Source organism: Streptomyces ochraceiscleroticus (assembly GCF_000720485.1).
Lineage (GTDB): Bacteria > Actinomycetota > Actinomycetes > Streptomycetales > Streptomycetaceae > Streptomyces > Streptomyces ochraceiscleroticus.
In genome coordinates, this window is the sequence record NZ_JOAX01000020.1 from 250781 (window position 1) to 277217 (window position 26437).

The window sequence follows — 26437 nt, forward strand, 5'->3', positions numbered from 1 at the left end:
GACGCTATCGGGCCGGCGGGCGTGCCCCGTATGGGCAGGACGTACGAACGAAAAACGGGGCACACCCCGCCCGATCGGATGAAGCAACAAGGCACCGCGCGGGTACGTGTGTCCCCATGACGCCCGAATTCAGCGCGCCGCCCACCGCCACCTACCGGCTGCAGCTCCAGCCGGACTTCCCGTTCGCCGCGGCCGAGAAGGCCGTGCCGTACCTCGCGGCCCTGGGCGTCTCGCACCTGCACCTCTCCCCCGTGCTCGGCGCCGTCCCCGGGTCGACGCACGGCTACGACGTGGTCGACCACTCCGTGGTGCGCGCCGAGCTGGGCGGCGAGGAGGGGCTGCGCGCGCTGTCCCGGACGGCCGCGGCGAACGGCCTGCGGCTCGTGGTGGACCTGGTGCCCAACCACATGGCCCGGCCGGCCCCCGCCTCCTTGAACGGGCCGCTGTGGTCCGTTCTGCGGGACGGACCCGCCTCGCCCTGCGCCCGCTGGTTCGACATCGACTGGGAGGGCGGGCACGGCGGGCGGCTGCTGATGCCCGTACTGGGCGGGCGGCTGGCCGACGAGCTGCCCCGGATGCGCGTCGAGGGGGATGTGCTGCGCTATCACGAACACGCGTTCCCCATCCGTCCCGGTACCGAGCGGCTGCCGCTCCCGCAGCTCCTGGATGCGCAGTGGTACCGGCTCTCCTGGTGGCGGCTGGCCCGCACCGAGCTGAACTACCGGCGTTTCTTCACCATCTCCGAGCTGATCGCGGTCCGCGTCGAGGACCCCGAGGTCTTCCGCGCGACGCACGCCACGGTGCTGCGGCTCGTCGAGGACGGCGTGATCGACGGGCTGCGCATCGACCACCCGGACGGGCTCGCGGACCCCGCGGGCTATCTGGCACGGCTGCGGCAGGCCACGGGCGGGCGCTGGACGGTGGTCGAGAAGATCCTCACCGGGGACGAACGGCTTCCGGAGAGCTGGGCCTGCGCGGGCACCACGGGCTACGACGCGCTGCGCCACATTGACGGGCTCTTCGTGTGCCCGGAGGGCGTCGACCGGCTCTTCGGGGTCTACCGTGACGCCGTCGCACCGCTGGCCGACCGCGGCGGCGACTGGGAGGAAACGGTACGGCAGGCCGCGTACGAAGTCGTCACCCACGAGCTGTCGGCGGAGGTCGACCGATTGGTGCGTACGGCGGCGCGCATCAGCGAGCGCGCGCCGCACCACGGCGACCACGCGCCGTGGGCCCTGCGCCGCGCCCTGCACGAACTACTCGTACGGCTCCCGGTGTACCGCCCGTACGCGCACGACCCGTGGTGCGCGGAACGGGACGCAGCGATGCTGGCGGCGGCCGCCGAGGGTGCGGCGGCCGCCTTCGAAGTACGCGAGGAGGCCCGTTCCGTGGCGCTCGTGCGCGACCTCGCGCTGGGCCGGCTGCGTGACGGCTCCGGGGGCGACAGCGCGGACCACGACGACTTCGCCGCCCGCTTCGCGCAGACCGCCTCCGCGCTGCACGCCAAGTCGGTGGAGGACCGCGCGTTCTACCGGTACGCGCCGCTGCTGTCCGCCTGTGAGGTCGGCGGCGACCCCGGTGCGCCCGCGGTCCCGGTGGCGGCGTTCCACGCCTTCTGCGCCCGTCTGCAGGAGTCCTGGCCGGCGTCCGGAACGGTGCTGTCCACCCACGACACCAAGCGCAGCGCCGACGTCCGGGCCCGCCTCGCCGCCGTCAGCGAGTGCCCCGAAGGCTGGCGCGAGGTGGTGACCCGGCTGAACGCGTGCACGGCCCGCACGATGGACGGCATCGAACCCGATCCGCAGATGGCGTGGACGGCCTGGCAGACGGCGTTCGGACTGGCGGGCACCACCGCGCCCCTTCCTGGCGCGGCGGACCTCCACGTCCCCTCCTGTGGAGCAGCGGTCGCCCCGGGGCCGGCGGGCGACGGCATCCCCTTCGAGCGGCTCGCGCCGGCTGTCCTGAAGGCCGTGCGGGAGGCCGGGCTGCACACCACGTGGACCGAACAGAACACGTGGTACGAGGAGTCGGTCACGGAATTCCTGCGGGCGGGCCCGTGCAGTCCCGCGGCCGCCGCCGAACTGACCGCGTTCGCCGACGAGCTGGCCCCCTTCATCCGCGCCAACGTGCTCGGCGCCGCGCTGCTGCACCTCACGATGCCGGGCGTGCCCGACCTCTACCAGGGCACGGAGCACGAGTACTTGGCACTCGTCGACCCGGACAACCGCGCCCCCGCGCGCTTCTCACCGGAGTTCCTGGCCGATGTGGACGGCGGCGGGGAGGGCGGCGGCCCGGCCGGCGCCCCGGACGGCACGTCGGGGCTCTCCGCCGAGAAGCTGCGGCTGACCGCGGCGGCGCTGCGGCTGCGCCGGGCGCACCCGGAGTGGTTCGGCCCGCAGGGCGCGTACCGGTCGCTGCAGGCCGCCGGCGATCCGGACGGCCACTGCGTGGCCTTCGCCCGCGCCGACCGCGCGGTGACCGTGGCCACCCGGCTCTCGCTCCGCCTCGCCGAGTCCGGCGGCTGGCACACGGCCACCCTCCAGCTCCCCGGCGCGGCGTCTGCGACCTGGCGGGACCTGCTCACCGGCCGCGACTTCGAAGGCCCCACGGTCCCGCTGGCCGCCCTCCTGGACCGGTGGCCGGTGGCCCTTCTGGTCCTCAGCGCCCCGTGAGCACGTAGGCCACGCTGCCGAAGTTGACGTGATCACCGGGGTTGACGGCGACCTCGCCGAGGACGCGACGGCCGTTGACGAACGTGCCGTTCATGGAGCCGAGGTCGCGCAGCAGCCAGACGTCGCCCGAGGTGCGGAGCTGGGCGTGGGAACGGGAGACCGTGTCGTCGTTCAGGCGCAGGCCCGCACCCGGGGCGCGGCCTATCAGGAGGGGGAACGGCCCGGGGTCCGGCAGCAGCAGCTTGGGGAGGCGCTCCGTGCGCCATGCCCTGCGGACCATGAGGTGGAAGGCGGACGCCTTGCCCACCGCGCGCAGCACGGCGCCCTCGAAGCGGCCACGCGTGGCCAAGTCGCCAGTGGCTTTGTCCAGTTCGCTGCGGTGCCGTGCGGTGAGCACCAGCTCCAGGCGGCGCAGAAAGGTGTCCTGGGACAGCCGCCCGTCGGCCGCACCCTCGCGCAGCAGCGCCAGCGCGCGATCCCGCTCGGCATCCGACAAGCGGGCCGGTCGCGCCGGGAATTCGAGCGATGTCATGCCGCCGATTGTCCGGCGAGTTCCGGCCTTCTGTCCAGGCAGCACCCGGGGCACCGGAAATTCGCTCGCGCCGCGCACGGATGGGCGGTTACTGTGCGGACACGCGAACGGCCCGCGACAGGCGGGCCGGTGGGGCGAGCGGAAGGAGGCGGAACGGCATGTACGGCACGGCCAATGATCTGTTCGCGCGCTCCGGCGCCGCCCGCCGCATACGCTGACGGGCGTCGGGAGCGTGCCTCCGAGAGGACTCGTACACCCATGACCGACCTGGTCATCCGCGCGCTCACCGAAGGCGACGCGCATCTTTTCCACACTTTGCACGACCCCACGGCCCCACTGCTGGGGCACGACCGTTTCGGCCGGCCGTACGCCACGGTCGCGGCCGGCGGCGTGTACCGCCCCGAATGGACGTGGGTCGCGCTGCGCGACGGCGTCGTCGTGGCGCGCGCCGCATGGTGGGCCGGTCCGGACGACACCCGCCCGATCGCCCTGGACCGGCTGGACTTCGCGCCCGGCGAGGCCGCCGCGGCGGCCGAGCTGCTGCGGGCCGCGCCGCTGGCGGCGGAATACGTCCTGCTGCTACCGCCCGGCTGGCGTGCGCAGCGCGAGGTGCGGGCCGCCGCAGAGGCCCGGATGGACGTCGTACGGGCCGCCGGGCTGCGCCCGATGGTCGAGCGCTTCCAGTACGTCTGGACCCCCGAGTGCGGCGTGCCCGCGGACCCGGGGCGGCTGGTCTTCCGGCCGGAGCCGGACGACGAGGTGATCCTGGACGTGCTGTGCCAGGTGGAGCGCGATTCGCTCGACGCGCACGCCCGGCGGGCCGTCGCCGCGGGCGGTGTGGAGCAGGCCGCCCGGGAGGAGCTGGAGTTCTTCCACTGGTGCCCGTCGCCGCGCGACTGGTGGCGGGTGGCGTACACGCCCGAGGGGGAGGTCGTCGGGCTGCACGTCCCGGCACGCAACCACACGTCGCCCGTCGTGGGGTTCATCGGCGTCGTCCCGGCGCAGCGCGGCCACGGCTACGGGTACGACCTGCTGGCCGACTGCACGCGCCATCTGGCCGCGCTCGGCGTGGACCGGATCGTCGCCGAGACGGACCAGCACAACACCCCAATGGCGGCGGCATTCGCCAAGGCGGGGTACCCCGTCACCCAGGAGCGTGCTTTCTTCGACGGGTAGGCGCAGCACGCAGGCGCGTCGGTGCCCACGGGGGCGCGTCGCGGTGGTGTGACGAGGAGGGAGAGGCCACGTGCTCTTCGAGGTGTGGGCACCGGACGCCGGTCGGGTGGAGCTCGTACAGGAAGACCGGACCGTTCCCATGGAGTGCGGCTCCGGCTCCGCGCGCCCCGGCTGGTGGCGGGCCGAGGTCCCGGCCGGCCACGGGGACCGGTATGCCTTCCGGCTGGACGGCGGTGAGCCGCTGCCCGACCCGCGCGCGGCCCGGCTGCCGGACGGCCCCGGCGGCCCGGCCGCGGTCGTGGACCACGCCCGGTACGCCTGGCGGCACGACTGGCCGGGCCGCGGGCTGCCCGGCGCGGTCCTCTACGAGCTGCACATCGGGACGTTCACCCCCGGGGGCACGTTCGATACGGCCGTCGAGCGGCTGCCGCATCTGAAGGAGCTCGGCATCACGCACATCGAGGTGATGCCGGTCTGCCCGTTCCCCGGTACGCACGGCTGGGGGTACGAGGGCATCGCCCCGTGGGCGGTGCACGAGCCGTACGGGGGCCCGGACGGGCTGAAGCGCTTCGTGGACGCCGCGCACGGCCTCGGGCTCGGCGTCGTCCTGGACGTCGTGCACAACCACCTCGGCCCGTACGGCAACCACCTGCCCGCCTTCGGGCCGTACTTCACCGACACCCACCACACGCCCTGGGGCGCCGCCGTCAACCTCGACGCCCCGGGGTCGGACGAGGTCCGTGCGTACTTCATAGGGAGCGCGCTGTCCTGGCTGCGCGACTACCGGATCGACGGGCTGCGTCTGGATGCCGTGCACGCGCTGCACGACACCCGGGCCCGGCACTTCCTCGCCGAGCTGTCGGAGGCGGTGGACGCGCTCGGCGCACAACTGCGCCGCCCGCTGTTCCTGATTGCCGAGTCCGACCTCAATGATCCGCGGACGACGGCGCCGCGCCCCTACGGGGGCCACGGCCTGCACGCACAGTGGAACGACGACTTCCACCACGCCCTGCACGCCGCGCTCACCGGCGAGGCCCAGGGCTACTACGCCGACTTCGCGCGGGCTCCGATGGCGGCCCTCGCGACCACGCTGACCAGCGGCTTCTTCCACGCCGGTACGTACTCCAGCTTCCGGGAGCGCAGGCACGGCGCGCCGCTCGACATACCCGCCACCCCCGCACACCGATTGCTCGGCTACACGCAGACGCACGACCAGATCGGGAACCGCGCGCTCGGCGACCGCCTCTCGGCGCAGCTTTCCCCCGGCCTTCAGGCATGCGCCGCCGCACTCGTGCTGTGCGCCCCGTACACACCGATGCTCTTCATGGGCGAGGAGTGGGGCGCGGGCACGCCCTGGCAGTTCTTCACCGACCACACCGATCCGGAGCTGGCGGAGGCGGTACGCAACGGGCGGCGGCGGGAGTTCGCCGCGCACGGGTGGCAGGCCGAGGAGATCCCCGATCCGCAGGACCCGGCCACCCGGGAACGTTCCTGCCTGGACTGGAGTGAACCGGGGCGCGCGCCGCACGCGGAGTTGCTCGACTGGTACCGCACGCTCCTCGCGCTCCGTTGCGAGCTCCCGGCCCTCACGGACCCGGACCTGGCCCGTACGCGCGTGGAGTACGACGAGGAGGCGCGGTGGCTGCGGCTGGACCGGCTGACGCCCGAAGGCCCGGGGAGCGTGCACCTCGCGGTGAATCTGCACCCCTCGCGTACGGCCGCGGTCCCGCTGCCGTACGAGGGCGCACAGACGCTCGCAGGCCGCCCGACGCCCCCGGAACGGGGCGCGGACGGCCTGCTGCGGCTGGAGCCCGCTGAGGTGGCGGTGCTCAGGGCGTGACGGCCTCCGGAGCGGCGGCGGACGCGGGGTCGTCCTCCGCCGGCTCGCCGTCCAGCTCGCGCTCGCTCGCCTCGACCGCGGCCTGCTCGGCGGCCAGGTCGAGGTTGCGGTTGAGCAGGTAGTACAGCCCGCCGCCGATGATCAGGCCGGGCACGAAGGAGAGGTCCGCGCCGCCCAGGGCCTTGGCGGCCGGGCCTTCGTAGGCGTGGGTGGCGAAGAACGGGATCATCGTGAGGAAGCCGACGGCGTAGGAGACGATGCCGCGCCAGGACCAGCGGCCGTAGATGCCGCCGTTCGAGTCGAAGATCGCGGTGACCGCGTAGTGGCCGCGCCGCACGCAGTAGAAGTCCACCAGGTTGACCGCGGTCCACGGCACCAGGAAGTACAGCATCATCAGCACGAAGGTGTTGAAGCTCTCCAGGTAGTTCTCCGGGAGCAGCATGGCGACGGTAAAGATGACGACGCCGACCGCTGCGATGCCGGCGACCCGCAGCCGGACGGTCGGCTTGACCGTCCGGAAGGCGTCCACGGCGCTGGTGGTGGTGAGCATCGCGCCGTACGCGTTGACGGCCGTGATGCCGATCAGGGCGATGGAGGAGACCACCACGGCGAAGGTGCCGAAGCCGGGCAGGATGTCGTTGCCGACCTGGCGGATACCGGTGATCGCACCCGGCTCGGGCAGCGCGGAGGACAGCAGCGCGCCGAGCGACATCAGCCAGACTGCGGAGCCGGCCGCGCCGGCGTAGGTCCACCAGATGACCTTGCGGGCCGGGACGTCCTTCGGCAGGTAGCGGGAGTAGTCCGAGACGTAGATCGCGTAGCTGATCTGGTAGCCGGCCGCGGCGGAGAAGACGACCAGGAAGGAGGTCCACGTCGAGCCGCCACCGGACGCGGCGGCGTGCGCGGTACCCGGGTCGAGCTGAACGAACGCCCCGATGGTGAGCACGCCGAAGACGGCGATCAGTACGTACGTCAGCCAGCGCTGCACGAGGTGCAGCAGGTCGTGGCCGACGACCGCGAGGACGATCGCGAGGGCGATGATCAAGGCGTACCAGAGGGTGGTGCCGCCGGGCAGGACCGTCTGCAGCCCCTCCGTGGCCAGCACCACATTGAAGACGTTGAAGCCGACGTACACGAAGACGACGGCGGCGAAGGGCACGATCGCGCCGCGGGTGCCGAACTGGGCGCGCGACTGGATCATCTGCGGCAGGCCCATCCGGGGGCCCTGGTTGGCGTGGAACGCCATGAAGAAGGTGCCGAAACAGGCACCGAGCACGACGGCCAGCACGGACATGCCCAGGCTCAGGCCCAGCTCGGGGCCCAGGAAGCCGGTGACCATCGTGGTGAGCACGAAGTTCCCGGTGAACCAGAACGGCCCCTGGTGCCAGACCTTGCCGTGGCGCTCGCGCACGGGCACATAGTCGATCGATCGTTGTTCGATGACCCTGGGGGCGGCAGCCATGGGTCCTCCTCGGGTGGTGCGTTGATCGGCTGGGGGGCCGTAGTACGGGGACGGTGGGGGCCTGCGGGGGTGGTGCGGCCCGGGGGTGAGCGCGGTGGTGTGAACCTACGGGCCCGTTCGGAGCCGCTTCGATCGCCCGATCGTCCATCCGATAGATATGTGATGGACACTATGTCTATGCCGCTGTACCTCACCGATCTCCTGGCGCGCCCGGACCTGAACCTCTCGGTCACCGGCGACCCCGCGCCCGGGCTGCTGGACCGCACCATCGACGCCGCCACCGTCTCCGACCTGCTGCATCCCGGCGAGTGGCTGCAGGGCGGCGAGCTGCTGATGACCATCGGGCTGCTGCTGCCGATGGAGCCCGCCGCCTGCCGCGCGTACGTCGCCGACGTGGCGGCGGGCGGCGCGGCGGCCCTGGCGCTCGGCCTCGGGCACGGTCTCCCGTACCAGGCGGCGCCGCAGCCCCTGGTGGACGCGGCGCAGGAGGCCGGCCTGCCGCTGCTCACCGTCCCGGACGAGGTGCCGTTCATCGCCGTCACGAAGGCCGTCTTCGAGGCGCGCGCCCATGAGGAGCGGCAGGTCCTGCAGCGGGCCTTCGCGACCCAGCGGCGGCTGACCGCGGCGGCCACGGACAACGGGCTGCGCCCGATGCTGGAGGAGTGGACGGCGGCCACCGGGGTAGGGGCCGCGGTCCTCGACCCCCTGGGGCGGCTGCTCGCCTCGGGCGGGCCGGACGCCGAGTCCGTACTGGACAGCGCCCGCGACCTCATCGACCGGGTGGCCTCCCGGGGGCTGCGCGGCAGCGCGGCCAGTACGGCCGGCGGTCAGCAACTCGAAGTGCAGCCGCTGGGCGCCCGCCGGCTGCGCGGCCTGCTCCTCCTCAGCGGCGGCCCCGACGCCTCGGCCCGCGCCGTCGTCCCCGGTCTGGTCTCCCTGCTCTCCCTGGAGCTGGAGCGGCGCCACCTGATGGACGAGCCGGAGCGGCGCCGGCGCTCCGCGCTCCTCTCGGAGCTGCTCGCCGAGCCCGAGGGGGGGCAGGAGCGGGCCGCGGGGCGCGCCCAGGACATCCTCGCCTCGGTCGGGCTGGCCACCGACCGGGTGCGCGGCGTCGTGGTCGAGGCGCCCCCGGAGTCCGCCCAGGAGGCGGCCGCCGACCTCGCCCTCGCCATCCCGGGCGGACTGGTGCGGGTCACCGAGGGCGGCCTCGTCGAGGCGGTGGTCGCCGAGGAGCTGGACGTACGGGACGTGCTGGGCCGCTTCACACCGGGCTGTCCCGCCGGCCTCGGCCCGCCGGCCGCCCCCGAGGCCGTACGGGCCTCCCTGCGGCAGGCAGCCGGGCTCCTGGGCCTGAGCCGGAGTTCGGGCGCGCCGGTCGAAGCACGCGAGAGCCAGGCCAGTCGGCTGCTCCTGGAGCTCGGCGACCGGCGCACCCTCCTCGGCTACGCGGACGCCGTCCTGAGTCCGCTGGACCTCGCCGACAACGGCGAGGAGCTGATCGCCACACTGGCCGCCTGGCTGGAGACCGGCGGCTCCTGGGACACCACCAGCCGCCGCCTCGGCGTCCACCGCCACACCGTCCGCAACCGCCTCGACAAGGCCATGACCCTCACCGGCCGCCGCCTCGACGACGCGGACGACCGCTTCGACCTGTGGCTGGCGACGAGGATCCGGCGTGGGGGGCGGGTGTGACAAGCGGGCGCGGGGGTGTGGCGCGCGGGCGTACGGGCGCTGGCAGGGCGCGCGGGCGCGCTGGACGGCGTATGGATGGCGGGCGTCAGCCCTTGTGGCGGGCGCGGCTCGGCTGGACCCGGGTGGGCTCGCCCGGCATCTTCGGGTGGTCGGGCGGATAGGGCAGATCGCCGAGGCCGTCGTGCTCGGCGCGGTCGGCCAGCTCGAACACGGACTCCAGCCCGAAGCTCTCCTCGGCCATATCGGCGTGCACATCGCCCCGTTCCGCGAAGCGGGCCGACATCGTGGCCAGGTCGAAGTCGGCCGGCTCGGCGTCGTCCAGCTCCTCCCAGCGCAGCGGCGCGGACACCGTGGCACGCGGGTTCGGCCGTACCGAATAGGCGGAGGCGATGGTGCGATCGCGCGCCATCTGGTTGTAGTCGACGAAGATCCGGGCGCCGCGCTCCTCCTTCCACCAGGCCGTCGTCACCTGGTCCGGCATCCGGCGGGCCAGCTCGCGCCCCACGGTGATGGCCGCGCGCCGCACCTCGGTGAACGTCCAGCGCGGCGCGATCGGTACGTAGACGTGCAGGCCGCGGCCCCCGGAGGTCTTCGGCCAGCCCCGTAGGCCCAGCTCGTCCAGGAGGGCGTGCAGCGCGTGGGCGGCCCGTACGGCGTCCGCGTAGCCGGTGCCCGGCTGCGGGTCGAGGTCGATGCGCAGCTCGTCGGGGTGGTCGGGCCGGCCGCGGCGGACCGGCCAGGGGTGGAAGGTGACGCAGCCCAGGTTCGCCGCCCAGAGGACGGCGGCGGGCTCGGTGGGGCAGATCTCGTCGGCCGAGCGGCCGCTGGGGAAGGTGATGTGGGCGGTCGGCAGCCAGTCGGGGCGGTTCTTCGGGGCGCGCTTCTGGAAGAACGACTCGCCGGTGACCCCGTCCGGATACCGCTCCAGGGTCGTCGGCCGGTCGTGCAGTGCCCGGGTGATGCCGTCGGCGACGGCCACGTAGTACTGCGCCAGGTCCCGCTTCGTGAAGCCGCGCTCCGGGAAATAGACCTTGTCCGGGTGGGACAGCCGTACGGCACGGCCGCCGACCTCGATCTCCTCTGCCGCACCGCCTGAGCCTTTGGCACCGTCTGTACCGCTCATGGGCGCCACGGTAAGGGCGCACGGCCGGGCGCGCTCGTCGGGCGACGTAAGGGGTGTACGCGCACAATCAGGATATGGATCTCCCGGTGATGCCGCCCGTGAAGCCGATGCTGGCCAAGCCGGCGGCGAAGATCCCGTCCGGCATGCAGTACGAGGCCAAATGGGACGGTTTCCGGGCCATCGTCTACCGGGACGGCAACGAGATCGAGCTCGGCAGCCGCACCGGCAAGCCGCTCACCCGCTACTTCCCCGAGCTGGTCGAGGCGCTGCGCCTCAATGTGCCCGAGCGCTGCGTGCTGGACGGCGAGATCGTGATCGCGCGCGGCGACCGGCTGGACTTCGACGCGCTCACCGAGCGGATCCACCCCGCCAAGTCCCGGGTCGACCTGCTCGCCGAGCGGACCCCCGCGGGCTTCGTCGCGTTCGACCTGCTGGCGCTGGACAATGAAGCGCTGCTCCGCGCGCCCCAGAAGGAGCGGCGCGCCCGGTTGACGGAGGCCCTGCAGGGCGCCGAGGCGCCGGTCCATCTCGCGCCCGCCACCACGGACGCCGCGCTCGCCGCCGAGTGGTTCACGGAGTACGAGGGTGCCGGCCTGGACGGCGTGATCGCCAAGCCGCTGGACATGCCGTACCGCCAGAACGAGCGGGTCATGGTCAAGATCAAGCACGAGCGCACGGCGGACTGCGTGCTCGCCGGCTTCCGCTTCCACAAGAGCGGCCCGGTGGTCGGCTCGCTGCTGCTCGGCCTGTACGACGCGGCCGGCGCGCTGCAGCACGTGGGGGTCTGCGCCGCGTTCTCCATGAAGCGGCGCGAGGAGCTGGTGGCCGAGCTGGAGCCGCTGCGCATGGAGTCGGCGGCGGGCCATCCCTGGGCGCACTGGGCGGAGGAGGAGGCGCACGAGTCGGCGCGGCTGCCCGGCGCGCCCAGCCGCTGGAGCGGCAAGAAGGACCTGTCCTGGGTACCACTGCGCCCGGAGCGGGTGCTGGAGGTGGCGTACGACCACATGGAGAACGGGCAGCGCTTCCGGCACACCGCCCAGTTCCGCCGCTGGCGCCCGGACCGCGATCCGGAGAGCTGCACGTACGCACAACTGGAGGAGCCGGTGCGGTACGACCTGGGGAGGGTGCTGACCCGAAGGGTGGACTGAAGCGCCGTCAGGGATGTGCTGCCGCTGTTCCGCGACTCCCCTGCTCCCGGCGCCCTTACGGCCACCGTCCCCGCCAAGACGAGATCAGCCGTAGCGAACAGCGGGAACGGCCATGAGCGTCACGGGGCAGCAGCGCCCGGCTCGGAGCAGGCCGGCGGGGCGCTCAGCCCTCCTCGTCCGGAGCCAGGCGCAGGGAGATGGAGTTGATGCAGTAGCGCTGGTCGGTGGGGGTGGGGTAGCCCTCGCCCTCGAAGACGTGGCCGAGGTGGGAGCCGCAGCGGGAGCAGCGGACCTCGGTGCGGACCATGCCGTGGGAGCGGTCCTCGATCAGCTCGACGGCGTCGGTGTCCTTGGGGTCGTAGAAGGACGGCCAGCCGCAGTGGCTGGCGAACTTCGTGTCCGAGCGGAAGAGTTCGGCGCCGCAGGCGCGGCAGGAGTAGACGCCGGCGGTCTCCGTGTCGGTGTACTCGCCGACGAAGGCGGGCTCGGTGCCGGCCTCGCGGAGGACGTGGTACTCCGCGGGGGTCAGCTCGGCGCGCCACTGCTCGTCGGGCTTGTCGATCTCGTAGGCCATCTCTCGCTCCTTCGGGCCGGCGTACTGGGTCAGGCGTCGAGGCGGGCGAGGATGTCGGGGCCCAGCTCGGTCACGTCGCCCGCTCCCATGGTGAGAACAAGGTCGCCGGGGCCCGCCATTCCGGCGACGACGTCGGGAACCGCGGACTTGTCGTGCTCGGCGGTGACCGTCGCGCCGGCGGCCTCGGCCGCCTTGATGATCAGGTCGCTGGTCACGCCGGGGATCGGGTCCTCGCGGGCCGGGTAGATGTCCAGGACCACGGAGGCGTCGGCGAGGGCGAGCGCCTGGCCCATCTCCCGGCCCAGCTCCTGGGTGCGGGAGAAGAGGTGCGGCTGGAAGACGACGAGGACGCGGGAGTCGGCGGCGGCGCCCCGGATCGCTTCGAGGTCGGCGGTCATCTCCGTCGGGTGGTGCGCGTACGAGTCGATGACCTGGACGCCCTTGGCCTCGCCCTTGAGCTGGAGGCGGCGCTTGACGCCGGTGTACGAGGGGAGCGCCGCGGCGAGGTCGGCGGGCGCGATGCCGAGGGCCGTGGCGGCGGCCAGGGCAGCGGTGGCGTTCAGCGCGTAGTGCCGGCCGGGGACCGAGACCGTGAAGGCCAGCTCCTCGCCGGTGGGGAGCAGCGCGGTGACCTCGCTGGTCAGGCCGCGCGGGGTGATGTCGAGGACGCGCAGGCCGGCGTCGTCCGCCTCGCCGTACGTGACGACCGTGAGGTCGGCGCGGCCGCGGACGCGGGTGGTCAGCTCGCGGGCACCGGCGTGGTCCGCGGAGATCACGAGGGTGCCGCCGGGGCGCACCTTGCCCACGAAGGTCTCGAAGGACTCGTAGATCTCGTCCATCGAGGCGTAGTTCGCGTGGTGGTCCAGCTCGACGTTGAGGACGATCGCGACGTCGGGCGCGTACTTGTGGAAGCTGCGGTCGCTCTCGTCCGCCTCGGCCACGAAGATGTCGCCGGTGCCGTGGTGGGCGTTGGAGCCGGGCGCGTCGAGGTCGCCGCCGATGGCGTACGAGGGCTCCAGGCCAAGGGTGGTCAGGGCGACGGCCAGCATGGACGTGGTGGTCGTCTTGCCGTGCGTGCCGGCGACGGCGATCGGGCGCGCGCCGTCCATCAGGGCGGCGAGGGCGTCGGAGCGGTGCACGACCGGGATGCCGCGCTCGGCGGCGGCGGCCAGCTCGGGGTTGTCCGCGCGGATGGCGGAGGAGACGACGACGCTGGTGGCGTCGGCGGCGAGGTGCTCGGCGGCGTGGCCGATATGGACCGTGGCACCGGCCTCGCGCAGGGCCAGCACGGTCGCCGACTCCTTGGAGTCGCTGCCCGCGACGGCGGCGCCGCGCTGCGCAAGGATCTTCGCGATGCCGGACATGCCGGCGCCGCCGATGCCGATGAAGTGCGGTCGGTCCATCGCGGCGGGGATGCCGGGTGCCATCGTGACGTCTCCCTGGTCGGTCGGTCTGCTGGACGGTCTGCTCGGACGGTCGGCCGGCGCTCGCCGGTCAGTCTGTCGGGGCGGTCATGATTCTCGCACCCCGCACTGACAATCCCGGCCACGGCCGGTCGCCCGGCCGCCCCGCGCCATGCCGGCGCACCGCTTCGGCGCACCGCCTCAGCGCCGGATCAGTCCCTGTGCCGTCGCCGCCGCGACGGCCGACGTACGGGAGTCGACCTCGAGCTTGGTGTAAATGTGCACGAGGTGGGACTTCACGGTCGCCTGGCTGAGGAAGAGCCGCTTGCTGATCTGCGCGTTGGACAGGCCGTCGGCGACGAGCTGGAGCACCTCGGTCTCGCGGCGCGAGAGAGCGGCGGCGGGCGTGCGCATCCGGTCCATCAGGCGGAGCGCGACGGCGGGCGCGAGCGCGGACTTCCCGGCGGCGGCGGTGCGGACGGCGGCGGCCAGCTCTTCGGGCGGCGCGTCCTTGAGGAGGTAGCCGGTGGCGCCGGCCTCGATGGCCGCGAGGATGTCGGCGTCGGTGTCGTACGTGGTGAGCACCAGCACGCGGGGCGCGCCGTCCCGGGCGGTGATCTCGGCGGTGGCCTGCGGGCCGCGCATCTCGCCGCCGAACTGGAGGTCCATGAGGACCACGTCGACACCGGGCCGCGCCGCGAGCGCCACGGACTCCTCCGCCGTGGGCACGTCGGCGACGACCTCGAAGTCCGGCTCCGTCTCCAGGACGGCCCGCAGCCCGGCGCGTACCACGGGATGGTCGTCGGCCAGGAGGAGCCGGATGCGGCCTTCGGGGGCGTCGTCCTCCGGGGCGCGGTCGCTGGTCTGCGGGGTGTCGGTCACGGGGCCTGTTCCGGGAGTCGGGTGGGGGTCGCGGCCCCAGGGGCCGTGCTGACTGTGGCGGCCGTGGGCAGGGTGACCGCGACGGCCGTGCCCTCCCCCGGTGCCGATTCGACCACGAGGGTGCCGTGCAGGGCGCGGGCCCGGGCGCGCATCGCGGCGAGGCCGAAACCGGAGCCGGTGGAGTCCGTGCCCGGGGCCGGGACCTCGGACGGCCGGAACCCGGTGCCATCGTCGACGACATCGAGGGCGACCTCGGTGTCCATGTAGCTGAGGGTCAGCTCGGCCCGGCCCGCCGCGGCGTGCTGCACGGTGTTGGCCAGTGCGGACTGGGCGATGCGCAGCAGGGCGACCTCCTGCGGGGTGGGCAGTTCGGCGGGCGTACCGGACACGTGGCAGTGCACGGCGAGGCCGCTGGTACGCGCCGTGGTGGCGCACAGGCGCTCGAGGGCGGCGGGCAGCGAGCCGTGTTCCAGGCCGGGCGGGCTGAGCGCGCGTACGAAGCGGCGGGCCTCGGCGAGGTTGTCGACGGCGGCCTCGCGGGCGTGCCGTACGTGGCCGAGCGCGCCGTCGGGACGGTCGGGCAGGGCCCGTTCCGCGGCCCGCAGCAGGAGCTGGATGCTGGACAGGCCCTGGGCGAGGGTGTCGTGGATCTCGCGGGCGAGGCGTTCGCGCTCGGCCAGGACGCCGGCGGTGCGTTCGGCTGCGGCCAGGTCGCTGCGGGCCGCGGTCAGCTCCTCGATGAGGCGGCGCCGCTGCTCGCTCTCCCGGTACAGCGCCTGGTACCCGAGGACGACGGCGACCGCGACGGCCGCCCCGAGGGCGGGCCCGAGGACTGTACCGACGGTGAGGGTACGGGCGTGCCACCCGAAGCCGCCGACGGCCACGGCGGTGGTGACCGCTACGAGGGGCAGCGCCCACCTCAGGGGCAGCAGATGAAGCTGCACGAAGAAGAGCGGGAAGGCGAGCCAGACGCCGTCCGGGGTGAGCAGCACCAGCAGGGCCCATACGGCCAGTACGGCGGCGAGCCAGAGGGCGGCGGCCACGGGGGCGGCGGACACCTTCGGGAGGACGGGCCCCAGTGCGTATACGAAGGCGAGCACGACGGCCGCTCCGATGACGCCCGGTGTGTCGGGCGCGTGCTCGGCGGCCGCCCTGATCGTGGCGAGGGCCAGCAGTGCGGCGACCATCAGGTGCAGGCACAGGCGCAGCACCCGGAGAACGGGGGTGAGGGAGTGCGGGTTCACGACAGCTTCAAGGCTATGCGGAGCCCCACAGGGCGGCATCAACCGAAAGGTTGACCGGGTCGGCGGCCTTTCGATACCGGGGAAGCCGTCCTCGGCGCGATGCCCGGCGCACCCCATTGCCGCGAGGTTTGGGAGCAGCCGCCGGGCACCGGCCCGGCACCGTACGCAAAGGAGCTCCGAGGCCGTGTTCGTCGCCTGGAGGGACCTGAGGTTCGCCAAGGGGCGGTTCGCCCTGATGGGGACCGTCATCGTGCTGATCACCGTGCTGGTGGGGCTGCTGTCCGGCCTGACGGCGGGCCTCGGCCGAGAGAACACCTCGGCGGTCGCCTCGCTCCCCGCCGACCACCTCGTCTTCTCCGCGCCGGCGCAGGGCGACGACGTGTCGTTCACCGACTCGCACCTCAGTGCGAAGACCGCGGAACGCTGGGCCGGAGTGCCCGGGGTGGACCGGGCCGAGCCGCTGGGCATCGCCACCACGAAGGCCGAGTCGGGGCCCCGTAACGCGGCGCTGTCCGCCTTCGGGGTACGCCCCGGCTCCGGGCTGGCACCGGAATCCCGGGTGATCGCGCACGGCGCCGCCGTGCTCTCCGAGAAGGCCGCCGACGAGCTGGGCGTACGGGCCGGGGACCGCTTCACGCTGGCCGGGCAGCGGCTGCGGGTCGCCGCCGTGTCGGGCGAGGCGATGTACAGCCACACGCCCGTGGTGTGGACCTCGCTGGACGACTGGCAGCGGGTGGGCGGCGGTCCGGCCGCCGCGCGCGGTACGGGCGGCTCGACCGTCCTCGCGCTGACCACCGAGGACGCGGGGGCCGGCGCGCTCACGGCCGCCGACAAAGAGCTGGGCACGAAGACGGTGAGCTCCGCCGACGCCCTGCAGGCGATCGGGTCCTTCACCGCGGAGAACGGCTCGCTGCAACTGATGCGCGGCTTCCTCTTCGCCATCTCGGCGCTGGTCATCGGCGCGTTCTTCACCGTGTGGACGATCCAGCGCAGCGGCGACGTGGCCGTACTGAAGGCGCTCGGCGCCTCGACCCGCTACCTCCTGAAGGACGCGCTCGGTCAGGCAGTCGTCCTGCTGGTCCTCGGTACGGGCCTGGGCACCGCGCTCGCCGCCGGGGTGGGGGCTGCGGTCGGCGGCACCGTGCCCTTCGTGCTGGAGCCGGCCACCGTGCTGGTCCCCGCGCTGATCATGATCGCGCTGGGTGCGGTGGGCGCCGCGCTGTCCATCCGCCGTATCACCTCCGTGGACCCGCTGACGGCCCTGGGCAGCGCCCGATGACGCGCCGCCACCGCCGTCCCCGTACCGCGCCGACCGCCCCGTGGAGCACCCGATGAGCCTCGATCTGACCGATGTGACCCTCACCTACCCCGACGGCGGCTCCCGGCTGACCGCGCTGGACAAGGTGTCGCTGCACGTGCCCGCCGGCACCATGACCGCGGTACTCGGCCCCTCGGGGTCGGGGAAGTCCAGCCTGCTGGCCGTGGCCGCCACCCTGATCACCCCGGACCGCGGCACCGTCACGATCGACGGCGTCGACACCACCGGGATGAGCCGGGCGCGGCTGACCGCGCTCCGCCGCGACAAGGTCGGCATGGTCTTCCAGCAGCCCAACCTGCTCCCCTCGCTGACCGCCGCCGAGCAGTTGCAGGCGATGGCCCACCTGGACGGGCGCTCGCCCCGTAAGGCCGCGCCGCGGGCGAAGGAGCTGCTGGCCGCCGTGGGGCTCGCCGGGCAGGCGGACCGCCGGCCGCACCAGCTCTCGGGCGGCCAGCGGCAGCGCATCAACATCGCGCGGGCGCTGATGAACGACCCGGCCGTCCTGCTGGTCGACGAGCCGACCAGCGCGCTGGACCAGGAGCGCGGCGCGGCCGTTCTGGACCTGCTGACCACGCTCACCCACCGGCGGGCCACGGCGACCGTCCTCGTCACGCACGACCGGTCGCACCTGGGCGCGGTGGACGCGGTCGTGGAGGTACGGGACGGGCGGGTCGGCGCGGGGGCGCCGACGGGCGCCTGACAGCGGCTCCGAGGGCTCCTAGCCCGCCTCCCCCGCCGGCTCGCCCGGCGCGTGTGCGAACAGCTTCAGTACCGGCACGCCGACCTTGTGGCGGGCGCGGGAGGCCCAGTCGCGGTGGAAGAACTCCTCGACGAAGTGCGGGGCGGTCAGCACGATCACCTCGTCCGCGCCCGTCTGGTCGACGACCGACCGCAGCAGGTCCAGCGGATGATCCTCGACCACCTGGCCGATGGCCTCGGCGCCCGCGCCCCGAAGCTGCTGCAGGGTGTGCGACAGGGCCCGCTCCGCGGGCGGCTCCGCCTGCGCGCCCTCGGGCTCGTCCCCCTCCCGCACGGCCTCGTCGAACTCCCCGAGGGCTACGTCGTCGATGGCCCGCAGCAGCACGTCCTGCTCGCCGCGCGGCTGCATGAGGACGACGAAGGAGACCTCATCGTTGCCGTGCAGCGTGGTGACGAACTCCACGTCCGCGGGCGACAGAGGCTTCTCGATCATCAATACGCTCGTGAACACGACGCGCGCCCTTCTTCTCCGCTTCATGGACCGCCGCGGAGCGGTGGTCCGACAGAAACCATCCTTCCCCGTCGCAGGACGGGGCTTTCGTTCCTTCAGTGTGCCCACTGGAAGCTAAGCGGAACGAGAAATTCCGCCGAACGCCCGGGAGGTGCGGTGAAACGGTTCATGGGCGGCGGTACCGGGTGAACAGGAATCCGTCGTCCTCCAGTACGGACGCGAGCCGGAACCGTTCCGGTACCGCCAGGCCGGGCGCGTTCATGATCCGCGGCGCGTCCCCCACCGTCACCAGCGGCGCGAGCGACAGGCACAGCTCGTCCAGCGCGCCCGCCGCGGCGAACTGGCCGAGCAGCCGCGGCCCGCCCTCCGTGAGCAGCCGGGTCAGCCCCAGGTCCGCGAGCGCGCCAGTCACCCGTGCGGGGTCCACCGCCGCGCCCTCCCCGACGAAGACCACCTGGGCACCGGCCGCCCGCGCGGCCTTCACCCGGTCCTCGTCGGCGGCCGCGCCGGTCAGCAGGACCGTGGGCACCAGCGGCTGCGTGAAGAGGGGCAGCGAGAAGTCCAGGTCCAGGCTCGCGCTCACCACGGCGATGGCCGGCGCGGGCCCCTGCCCGGCCGCCGCCCGCCGCGCGGCGAACGCCTCGCGCGCCCTGGCCGGCCGGTACCCCTCCTGGCGCACCGTCTCGGCGCCGGCGATCACCGCGTCGGCCAGCCCGCGCAGCACACCGAAGATCCGCATGTCGGCGTCGCTCGAGAGGGGGTGCGAGCGGCCCTCATGGTGCGCGGCGCCGTCCACCGAGGACACCATGTTGGCCCGCAGCCAGCCGTGGGACGCCTCCGTGCCGGCCGCTGCCTCCGGATACGCGTATGCCTCCGCCAGCTCGTCCAAGGTCCATTCCCGGTCTTCCATCCACTCCCGGTACCCGTCCGGCGGCGGCGACACCGCTTCACCGGAGGTTCCTTGGGAGGGTGCGTTTCCGGACGGCGCGGACGGGGCGGGAGAGGGGAACAGACGTCGCATAGGCCGCAGTGTGGCACGGAGACGGCCGTGTGACATGCCTCGCTCAGCGGTCCGGCCCGTGCCGTGCAGCGACTACGCTGGAGCGCTGTGTCACCTTCCACGCCCTCGTCGCCCTCGCAGCCCGCTCCGATAACCGGCCAGGCCGCCGGTCCCTCGGACGACGCGGCCCCGGCCGCGCTCACCGCGCGCGCCCCGCACGTCCCCGCCGACCGGCTGGTCGCGGAGATGGTGCCGCCGCCGCGCTTCCAGAGCGCGCGCTTCGAGACCTACATCCCGGACCCTTCGCAGCCCAGCCAGGCCGAGGCCGTACAGGTGCTCAGCTCCTTCGCGGCAAGCATCGGGGGCAGCGCGAGCTCCTCGAGCGGCAAGCGGCGCTGGTTCTCGAAGAAGCCCGCTGCGCCCCAGGGCCCGCGCGGCGTCTATCTGGACGGCGGCTACGGCGTCGGCAAGACCCACCTGCTGGCGTCCCTGTGGCACGCCACGCCCGCCGCACCGGAGCTCAAGGCGTTCGGCACCTTCGTGGAGCTGACCAACCTGGTCGGCGCGCTCGGCTTCCAGGAGACGGTGCGCACCCTCAGCGGTCACCGCCTGCTGTGCATCGACGAGTTCGAGCTGGACGACCCCGGCGACACGGTGCTGGTCTCCTCCCTGCTGGCCAAGCTGGTCGAGCACGGCGTGGCACTGGCGGCCACGTCGAACACGCTCCCGGGCAAGCTCGGTGAGGGCCGCTTCGCCGCCGCCGACTTCCTGCGCGAGATCCAGGGCCTGAGCGCGCACTTCCGGCCGCTGCGCATCGATGGCGAGGACTACCGCCACCGCGGGCTGCCCGAGGCCCCGGCGCCCTTCGACGACGAGACCGTCACCCGGGTCGCGTACGCCACGCCCGGCGCCTCGCTCGACGACTTCCCCGGGCTGCTGGACCACCTCTCGAAGGTGCACCCGAGCCGGTACGGCGGGATGTGCGACGACATCCGGGCGGTCTGCCTCACGGACGTACAGGCGGTGCCGGACCAGTCCACGGCGCTGCGCCTCGTAGTGCTGGCCGACCGGCTCTACGACCGCGAGGTGCCGGTGCTGGCGTCCGGCAAGCCGTTCGATGAGCTGTTCAGCGAGGAGATGCTCAAGGGCGGCTACCGCAAGAAGTACTTCCGCGCGATATCGCGCCTGACGGCGCTGGCACGCGACGCGAAGCAGCTCACGGAGAAGTAGCCCCCGGCGCCCCTGCCAGGGCGCCAGAGCCCCCGCCACGGCTTGTCACCACACCTCTACGCGCGTGGTTCCCGGCGGCCCTGTGACGTGGTACACACATCCGGTCACATCACCTGTCCGCCAGCAGGGAGTTGCTTCATGTCCGCAACACGACGTCAGATCCTTGCAAGAACCGGCGCGGTGGGGGCGGGAATCGCCTTCTCCGGCGCCGTCTCGGAGATCTTCGCCGGTACCGCTGTTGCCCAGTCGACGGGCCCGGACGGCTACGGACCGCTGGTTCCCGACCCGGACGGCCTGCTCGACCTCCCGAAGGGCTTCCGCTACAAGGTGCTGTCCCGGGAGGGCTCCCCGCTGCTCTCCGGTGAGGGCAAGGTACCGAGCAACTGCGACGGCATGGCGGCCTTCCGCGGCCGCCGGGGCCACACCCACCTGGTGCGCAACCACGAGAACCGCCGCAAGTCCCGCTCCGCCGTGCCCACCGTGCCCGGTATCACCTACGACCCGATGGGCGAGGGCGGCTGTACGGCCATCGAGGTCGACGCGCACAACGAGGTGGTCTCCGAGCGGGTCGCCATCGCCGGTACCTCCACCAACTGCGCCGGCGGCCCCACCCCTTGGAACACCTGGCTGACCTGCGAGGAGACCGAGTTCAAGGCGGGCGAGGAGGGTTACACCAAGGACCACGGCTTCATCTTCGAGGTCGATCCGTACGACCCGCGGCGCACCGGGGCCGTGCCCCTCACGGACATGGGCCGCTTCCAGCACGAGGCGATCGCGGTCGACCCCCGGGACGGCACGGTCTACGAGACCGAGGACGCGTTCGAGAAGCCGTTCGGGCTCTTCTACCGCTTCCACCCGAACAAGCCGCTGGGCGGCACCGGTTCACTGCGCGCGGGCGGCCGGCTGCAGGCGATGCGCGTACCGGGGGTGAAGGACCTCTCCGCCATCAAGGAGACGGGCGCGACGTTCGACCGCATCGAGTGGGTGGACGTCCCGGACCCGCTCGCGAAGCAGACGCCCATCCGCTTCCAGGACTTCGGTACGAAGGGCATCACGCACGCCCAGAAGCTGGAGGGCTGCTACTGGGGCGGCTCCTGCGTGTACTTCGTGTCCAGCTTCGCGCACCGGGACGAGGGCTCGGCCGCCGACCACTACGGGCAGGTGTGGCGGTACGACCCGAAGCGGCACTCTCTCACGCTGGTGGTCGTCTTCGGCCCGGACAGCGATCTGCAGCTCCCCGGTGAGTCCCCCGACAACATCTGCCTGGCCCCCAGCGGCGGCCTGATGGTGTGCGAGGACGGGGACGGCGCGCAGCACGTCTTCGGGCTGACCCGGAAGGGCGCGGTGTACCCGATGGCGCGCGGCCGGCAGAACATCGGGACGCCGGAGAAGCCGGAGTGGGGCGAGTTCGCGGGCGTCACCTTCGCGCCGGACGGGCGCACGATGTACGTGAACTGCTACACGCCGGGGACGACGTTCGCCGTGACGGGGCCCTTCTGACCGTGATCACCGCCCTTCGGGGCCGAGCGGCCCTTCGAGGCTGAGCGCGCGCACCGTCTGTATGGGCTCGACTAGCCCGAACAGGCGGTGCGCTGGGCTTCCTGCCACTCGCAGACCGGGCACAGGACGATGCCCGGGGTGGTCTCCGGGTACTCGGTGGGCTCGCGGCACAGGACGCACTCGGCGAGCGGTGCGTCTTCGGGCGCGGGGTGCTGGGTGGCGGGCGGCATGGTCCCGAGCCTACTGCCGCTGCCGCTCAGGTACGCCGGGAGCTGAGCGCACAGGCCGCCGCGACGGCCGCGGCGGCGATCAGGGCGGCCGCGCCCAGCGGCAGCCAGGGAACGGTCACCGTGCCGTCGGCCGAGCCGGTGACCAGGCCGCTGACCGCGGCGTTCGCGGGCGAGGCCGCGGTGACGAGCAGCAGCAGGGCGGCCAGCGCACCGGTGGGGACCGCCCATCCGGTACTGCGCAGCACCGGCCAGTTGGCCAGCGCGCCGGCTGCCGTGCCCAGCAGGACGCAGGAGAGCGCCGTGAGCGTCCCGGCGAGGGCCGCGGGCCCCATCGGTACCAGGGTGCGGTGATCGGCGCTGTGCGGGTCGGAGACCAGCGCGACGAAGCCCGTACCGAGCGCCCCGAGGACCGTCGCGGCCAGCGTCGCGGTCAGGACGGCCGCCAGGTGCGCGCGGCCGGGACCCGCGGCCGCCGCGGTGCAGGCCCGCGCGGCAGGCGGTTCGCCGGTCACGCAGGCCCGCACCAGCCACACGGCCACGGGCAGCAGCGGGGCGGCGGCGTACCCGTACCCGTCGAGCACCGGATCGCCGGCCCGGATGCCGATCGCCACGAATGCGGCGTACAGGAGGGCGGGCGGCAGCCAGCGGTGCGAGCCGATGAGCAGCGCGACGTGGTAGCGGAGCAGCGGGATCACGGGGTATCGGGCCTCGGTGCGGTCTGGGCGGTCGGGGCGGGGTGGCCCGAGTGGGCTGGGTGGGTGCCCTCGGGAGCCACCGCGTGGATGTGCCACGGGGGACGGGCCGTGAGGAGGGCGCGCAGCAGCGTGTCGGAATGCGTGGCGGGGACGGTGAGCCGGGTCGTGCCGTCCGGTCCGGGCCCGGTGACGGGCGCTCCGGGGAGGCCGGGCGGCGGGGCGGCACCGGGCGGGCCCTCCGCCACCACGGTCACGCGCGGCCCCGAGGTGGCGCTCGGCTCCCGGGTGGCGCGCGCCGCGTACGAGTGCGCGTCCTGCGGGCGCAGGCCCGCGTCCACGACCCGGTAGCAGGCGTCCGCGGCACCGGCCAGGCGGGCCGGGTCGTGGTCGACGAACACGACGGTGCCGCCGGCCGCGACGCGCTCGGCCACCGCGCGGTCGAGGGTGCCGCGCGCCGTGCCGTCCAGGCCGGTCCACGCCTCGTCCAGGACGAGCAGTTCGGGCTCGGCGAGCAGCGCCTGTACGACGGCGACCTTCTGGCTGGTGCCCTTGGAGAGCTCGGCGAGCGGCGTACGGGCGTGCCCCGCCGCCCCGAAGCGCTCCAGCCACTCGGTGGCCCGGCGGGCCGGCGCGGCACCGCGCAGCCCGTGGACGCGCCCGAGATGGCCGAGGTACTCCAAGGCCGTGAAGGGCAGCGCCGCGGGGAAGCGCTCCGGTACGTACGCGGCGCGCGGGCGTCCCGTGACGCGGCCCGTACTCGGTGCGTCGATCCCGGCGAACAGACGGAGCAGCGTGGACTTGCCGCTGCCGTTCGTGCCCTCGATGCGCAGCAGGGACGCGCGCGGCACTTCGAGGTCGACGTCGCGCAGCACCCAGGGGCCGCGCAGCCCGTAGCGCCGCCCCACCTTGTGCAGCTTCATTCCGGGGTCCTTCTCCGTGCCGTTCGCGTACCGCCTCAGCCGTTCGACGACTGGGTGGGCTTCGCCTCGCTGGGCCGTACGATCACGAACCCCTCGCCGTCCAGGCGGAGCTGTACGGCCTCGCCCGAGCCGCCGCGGATCATCGACCCGACGCTCTGCGAGCGGTGCAGCGAGGTCTTCAGCGCGGCGCTCCAGCCGACCACCGCGTCGGTGTCCACGAAGACCGGCAACTGCGGGCTGACAGGGATGACGATCGGGTTGCCCTCGCACATCACGCCGAGCTGGCCGTGCCCGGTGAAGACGGAGTTGAAGAGCCCGCCGCCGGTCATTCCGGCGCCCTTCACGACCTTTATCTCGTAGGACAGGGTGGCGTCGAAGCACAGGATGTTGCGGCCGTTGAGGGTGATGCTGTCCCCGGGGGCGAGGTCGACGATGAAGCAGTTCTGTGCCTCGTGCGCGAACCACACCTCCCCCTGGCCGCGCACGGCCATCAGAGCCAGCCCCTCGCCCGTGACCGCGCGCTTGAGGAACTTGCCCACCCCCTGGCCCTGCTTCTCGAACTGCAGGTTGCCGCGGAAAGCGACCATCGAGCCCTGGCGCGCGTAGCACTCGCCGTCCACCACGTACTTGACCGACTTGGCGTTCTGCAGGGTCATGCCGGGTGCGGTCGCCGGGGTGACCAAGTTCTCGGACGAGAAGAGTTCGCTCTGCATGGTGAGGATGATCGCCCGGAACTCTTCCCTCCGCCAAGGAGGCCCGGGGAGGGGACGGCTCCGGGCCGGGGATTGTCAGTACCTGCTGGCAGACTGAAACCGTGAGCAGCACCGAGACCCACAGCACCGGCCATACCGAGACCCCCGCCCCCGCCGCCCCCGCGCGCCGGGAGGAGACCGACCGCGACGCGGCACCGCAGTTCGTGCTGCCGCTGGTCGTCCGGCTGGAGAAGACCGCGCCGCCGGCGCGTACGGACGCGCTGGAGACGGCCGCGCGGGCGGTGCTCGTACTGCTCTCGGACGCGCGCTCGCTGGGCGAGGGCGAGTGGGCCGCTGCCGTACGGGACTGGCAGGACGCCCGCATCCGCAAGGTCGTGCGGCGGGCGCGGGGCGCGGAGTGGCGGCGCGCGTCGGAGCTGCCGGGCATCACGGTCACCGGCGACTCCGCCGAGGTGCGGGTCTTCCCGCCGGTGCCGCTGGACGGCTGGCCCAAGGAGCTGGCCAAGCTCCAGGTCTCGGGTACGGAGCTGGACGACCCGGAGCCGCCGGGCGCGCCCGGCACGGAGGGGCCCGTGCTGTGGCTGAGCCCGGAGCTGAAGATGTCGGCGGGCAAGTCGATGGCCCAGGCGGGCCACGGCGCGCAGCTCGCGTGGTGGGAGCTGTCCGAGCCCGAGCGGGCGGCCTGGCAGGCGGCCGGCTTCCCGCTGTCGGTACGCACGGCGGAGCCGGACCGCTGGGCGGCACTGATACGCAGCGGCCTGCCCGTCGTCCGTGACGCGGGCTTCACGGAGATCGCCCCCGGGAACACCGTCGTGGCCGAAGGCGGCAGTCGCTTCTGCCCCCTCCGGCCCCTGCGACAGCCGTAGGCGGGCCGCTCCTGGGTCCAAGGAGACGGCCGGCGCGCGCCTGCCGCCGCCTCACACCCCGTGCCACGTGTGGCGGTTGCGGGCGAGGGTGTGGATGCGGTTGGCGGTGGTGGGGGTCAGTACGCCGCCGAGGGCGCCGAGGGCGGTGACCGCCTGGGCCCCGGCCATGAGACGGACGGCCGCGTCGTCACCCTTCGCCTCCGCGTCGGCCGGCACGTCCGCGTTGCCCTCCGGGCTCGCGTCGACGGGAGGCTCCGGGCCGGGTTGCTCCGGCGGGAGCTGTTCGATGTGGTGGGGGCCGATGAGGACGAGTACGGGGTGGATGGGGACCGGGAAGCCGCAGGCGCGGGTCAGGGCGTAGGTGGCGCGCTCGGCGCGTTGCCGGGTGCGGCGCACGTACGGCTGCGGGCGCCGGCCGCGGCCCGGGTGCACGTCGGTGGCGTCGGCACGTACGCGCGCCGCACGTACGCACTCCGTGGCGATGCAGAAGACCCCGCCCGGCCCGATGAGCAGGTGGCTGATCTCGCTGCCGGGCGGCAGCGGCAGGGAATGCAGCACGTGCCAGCCGCCGCGGCTCAGCCGCTCCAGCTCCGCGCCCACCGCGCACTCCGCGGCGAGCCGGCGCCGCCACTCGTCCTGTACGGGCCGCCGGCCCAGCAGCCGGGCGGCGAAGAGCGCGGGGCCGTCGAGGGGGTGTGCGGCGAGGTGGGTGCGGAGCACCTCCCCGGGGCGGTTCGGCGCGAGGTCGTCGTCCGGCGGCAGGAAGAGCCGGTCGGGGTCGTCCGGCGGCAGGTAGCGGCGGTCTCGGTCGTCGTCCGGCGGCAGGTAGCTCCGGTCGGGGTAGTCCGGCGTCGGTTCCACGGACATCACCCCTCGCGCACCCCTCGCGGGACTCGCCTCCGGCGGAGACCGCCACGGCGCCGGCCCCGCCCCTCCCCCATGGGACCAGGAGCCCGCGGCACGGGCAAGAGCGAGTGAAGGTACGCCGAACGAGCCGGTGAACGTCC

At 73.6% G+C, this 26437-nt stretch carries 24 protein-coding genes; 10 read left to right on the forward strand and 14 right to left on the reverse strand.

From position 1 onward, the window contains the following. Window positions 1–116 precede the first annotated feature (116 nt). A complete protein-coding gene (treY, locus tag IG84_RS0124360; protein ID WP_031061165.1) occupies window positions 117–2672 on the forward strand; it encodes a malto-oligosyltrehalose synthase in 2556 nt (851 codons plus the stop codon). On the opposite strand, the gene IG84_RS0124365 is transcribed toward treY, so the two are convergent. Then, window positions 2659–3204: an FHA domain-containing protein gene (locus tag IG84_RS0124365; protein WP_031061166.1), complete on the reverse strand. Its 546-nt coding sequence runs from the start codon at window positions 3202–3204 to the stop codon at window positions 2659–2661. The genes treY and IG84_RS0124365 overlap by 14 nt on opposite strands. A gap of 258 nt (window positions 3205–3462) precedes the next feature. Here IG84_RS0124365 and IG84_RS0124370 point away from each other — a divergent pair, with 258 nt between their 5' ends. Then, window positions 3463–4380 (forward strand): GNAT family N-acetyltransferase, encoded by a 918-nt coding sequence (locus IG84_RS0124370; protein WP_031061168.1) that lies wholly within the window; start codon window positions 3463–3465, stop codon window positions 4378–4380. Between the two features lie 70 nt (window positions 4381–4450). Continuing rightward, window positions 4451–6220 carry a malto-oligosyltrehalose trehalohydrolase gene (gene treZ / locus IG84_RS0124375; protein ID WP_037800795.1) on the forward strand — a complete coding sequence of 590 codons (1770 nt, stop codon included), beginning with the start codon at window positions 4451–4453 and terminating at the stop codon, window positions 6218–6220. On the opposite strand, the gene IG84_RS0124380 is transcribed toward treZ, so the two are convergent. Next, window positions 6210–7682: a purine-cytosine permease family protein gene (locus IG84_RS0124380; protein ID WP_031061174.1), complete on the reverse strand. Its 1473-nt coding sequence runs from the start codon at window positions 7680–7682 to the stop codon at window positions 6210–6212. The genes treZ and IG84_RS0124380 overlap by 11 nt on opposite strands. Before the next feature lie 171 nt (window positions 7683–7853). Between IG84_RS0124380 and IG84_RS0124385 the strand changes: the two genes are divergently transcribed. Next, window positions 7854–9374: a PucR family transcriptional regulator gene (locus IG84_RS0124385; protein ID WP_425424061.1), complete on the forward strand. Its 1521-nt coding sequence runs from the start codon at window positions 7854–7856 to the stop codon at window positions 9372–9374. Between the two features lie 85 nt (window positions 9375–9459). On the opposite strand, the gene ligD is transcribed toward IG84_RS0124385, so the two are convergent. After that, window positions 9460–10497: a non-homologous end-joining DNA ligase gene (ligD, locus tag IG84_RS0124390; RefSeq protein WP_051862317.1), complete on the reverse strand. Its 1038-nt coding sequence runs from the start codon at window positions 10495–10497 to the stop codon at window positions 9460–9462. 74 nt (window positions 10498–10571) lie between these two features. On the opposite strand from ligD, the gene IG84_RS0124395 reads away from it, so the two are divergent. Beyond that, window positions 10572–11645 carry an ATP-dependent DNA ligase gene (locus IG84_RS0124395; protein ID WP_031061183.1) on the forward strand — a complete coding sequence of 358 codons (1074 nt, stop codon included), beginning with the start codon at window positions 10572–10574 and terminating at the stop codon, window positions 11643–11645. A 163-nt stretch (window positions 11646–11808) separates the two neighbouring features. On the opposite strand, the gene msrB is transcribed toward IG84_RS0124395, so the two are convergent. The 4 genes from msrB to IG84_RS0124415 form a co-directional block, all read right to left on the reverse strand. Next, window positions 11809–12219: a peptide-methionine (R)-S-oxide reductase MsrB gene (msrB, locus tag IG84_RS0124400; protein WP_031061186.1), complete on the reverse strand. Its 411-nt coding sequence runs from the start codon at window positions 12217–12219 to the stop codon at window positions 11809–11811. 29 nt (window positions 12220–12248) lie between these two features. Further along, window positions 12249–13646, reverse strand: a complete 1398-nt coding sequence (gene murC, locus IG84_RS0124405) for a UDP-N-acetylmuramate--L-alanine ligase (RefSeq protein ID WP_031061190.1) — start codon at window positions 13644–13646, stop codon at window positions 12249–12251. 177 nt (window positions 13647–13823) lie between these two features. After that, complete coding sequence (locus IG84_RS0124410; RefSeq protein ID WP_051862318.1) at window positions 13824–14504, reverse strand: response regulator; 681 nt, start codon at window positions 14502–14504, stop codon at window positions 13824–13826. Further along, entirely contained in the window at window positions 14501–15748 is a 1248-nt protein-coding gene (locus tag IG84_RS0124415) for a sensor histidine kinase (protein ID WP_031061196.1), read from the reverse strand. The genes IG84_RS0124410 and IG84_RS0124415 overlap by 4 nt, the downstream gene beginning before the upstream one ends. 184 nt (window positions 15749–15932) lie before the next feature. On the opposite strand from IG84_RS0124415, the gene IG84_RS0124420 reads away from it, so the two are divergent. Together IG84_RS0124420 and IG84_RS0124425 are read left to right on the forward strand one after the other, a co-directional pair. After that, window positions 15933–17027: an ABC transporter permease gene (locus tag IG84_RS0124420; RefSeq protein ID WP_031061199.1), complete on the forward strand. Its 1095-nt coding sequence runs from the start codon at window positions 15933–15935 to the stop codon at window positions 17025–17027. A 52-nt stretch (window positions 17028–17079) separates the two neighbouring features. Further along, the gene (locus IG84_RS0124425; RefSeq protein WP_031061201.1) at window positions 17080–17766 is read left to right on the forward strand and encodes an ABC transporter ATP-binding protein; all 687 of its coding nucleotides are present in this window, start codon (window positions 17080–17082) and stop codon (window positions 17764–17766) included. A gap of 18 nt (window positions 17767–17784) precedes the next feature. Here the strand turns inward: IG84_RS0124425 and IG84_RS0124430 are convergent, their stop codons facing one another. Continuing rightward, the gene (locus IG84_RS0124430) at window positions 17785–18276 is read right to left on the reverse strand and encodes an indole-3-glycerol phosphate synthase (RefSeq protein WP_078649297.1); all 492 of its coding nucleotides are present in this window, start codon (window positions 18274–18276) and stop codon (window positions 17785–17787) included. Window positions 18277–18442: 166 nt separating this feature from the next. Continuing rightward, window positions 18443–19297 (reverse strand): pyrimidine reductase family protein, encoded by an 855-nt coding sequence (locus tag IG84_RS0124435; protein ID WP_031061205.1) that lies wholly within the window; start codon window positions 19295–19297, stop codon window positions 18443–18445. Window positions 19298–19426: 129 nt separating this feature from the next. Between IG84_RS0124435 and zapE the strand changes: the two genes are divergently transcribed. Together zapE and IG84_RS0124445 are read left to right on the forward strand one after the other, a co-directional pair. Beyond that, window positions 19427–20506: a cell division protein ZapE gene (zapE, locus tag IG84_RS0124440; protein WP_031061208.1), complete on the forward strand. Its 1080-nt coding sequence runs from the start codon at window positions 19427–19429 to the stop codon at window positions 20504–20506. Between the two features lie 138 nt (window positions 20507–20644). Further along, window positions 20645–22006 (forward strand): alkaline phosphatase PhoX, encoded by a 1362-nt coding sequence (locus IG84_RS0124445; protein ID WP_031061211.1) that lies wholly within the window; start codon window positions 20645–20647, stop codon window positions 22004–22006. Window positions 22007–22077: 71 nt separating this feature from the next. On the opposite strand, the gene IG84_RS41650 is transcribed toward IG84_RS0124445, so the two are convergent. The 4 genes from IG84_RS41650 to IG84_RS0124465 are packed head-to-tail and all read right to left on the reverse strand — an operon-like array spanning window position 22078 to window position 24564. Then, window positions 22078–22236 carry a hypothetical protein gene (locus tag IG84_RS41650; RefSeq protein ID WP_169749898.1) on the reverse strand — a complete coding sequence of 53 codons (159 nt, stop codon included), beginning with the start codon at window positions 22234–22236 and terminating at the stop codon, window positions 22078–22080. Window positions 22237–22262: 26 nt separating this feature from the next. Continuing rightward, window positions 22263–22931 (reverse strand): hypothetical protein, encoded by a 669-nt coding sequence (locus tag IG84_RS41865; protein WP_031061214.1) that lies wholly within the window; start codon window positions 22929–22931, stop codon window positions 22263–22265. Further along, the gene (locus IG84_RS41870; protein ID WP_031061216.1) at window positions 22928–23851 is read right to left on the reverse strand and encodes an ABC transporter ATP-binding protein; all 924 of its coding nucleotides are present in this window, start codon (window positions 23849–23851) and stop codon (window positions 22928–22930) included. The genes IG84_RS41865 and IG84_RS41870 overlap by 4 nt, the downstream gene beginning before the upstream one ends. A 35-nt stretch (window positions 23852–23886) precedes the next feature. After that, complete coding sequence (locus IG84_RS0124465; RefSeq protein WP_031061219.1) at window positions 23887–24564, reverse strand: AIM24 family protein; 678 nt, start codon at window positions 24562–24564, stop codon at window positions 23887–23889. 101 nt (window positions 24565–24665) lie between these two features. On the opposite strand from IG84_RS0124465, the gene IG84_RS0124470 reads away from it, so the two are divergent. Then, complete coding sequence (locus IG84_RS0124470; protein ID WP_037800796.1) at window positions 24666–25430, forward strand: aminoacyl-tRNA hydrolase; 765 nt, start codon at window positions 24666–24668, stop codon at window positions 25428–25430. Between the two features lie 51 nt (window positions 25431–25481). Here the strand turns inward: IG84_RS0124470 and IG84_RS0124475 are convergent, their stop codons facing one another. Further along, window positions 25482–26291, reverse strand: coding sequence for a nuclease-related domain-containing protein (locus tag IG84_RS0124475; protein WP_157848937.1), 810 nt, complete (start codon window positions 26289–26291; stop codon window positions 25482–25484). Window positions 26292–26437: the final 146 nt, after the last annotated feature.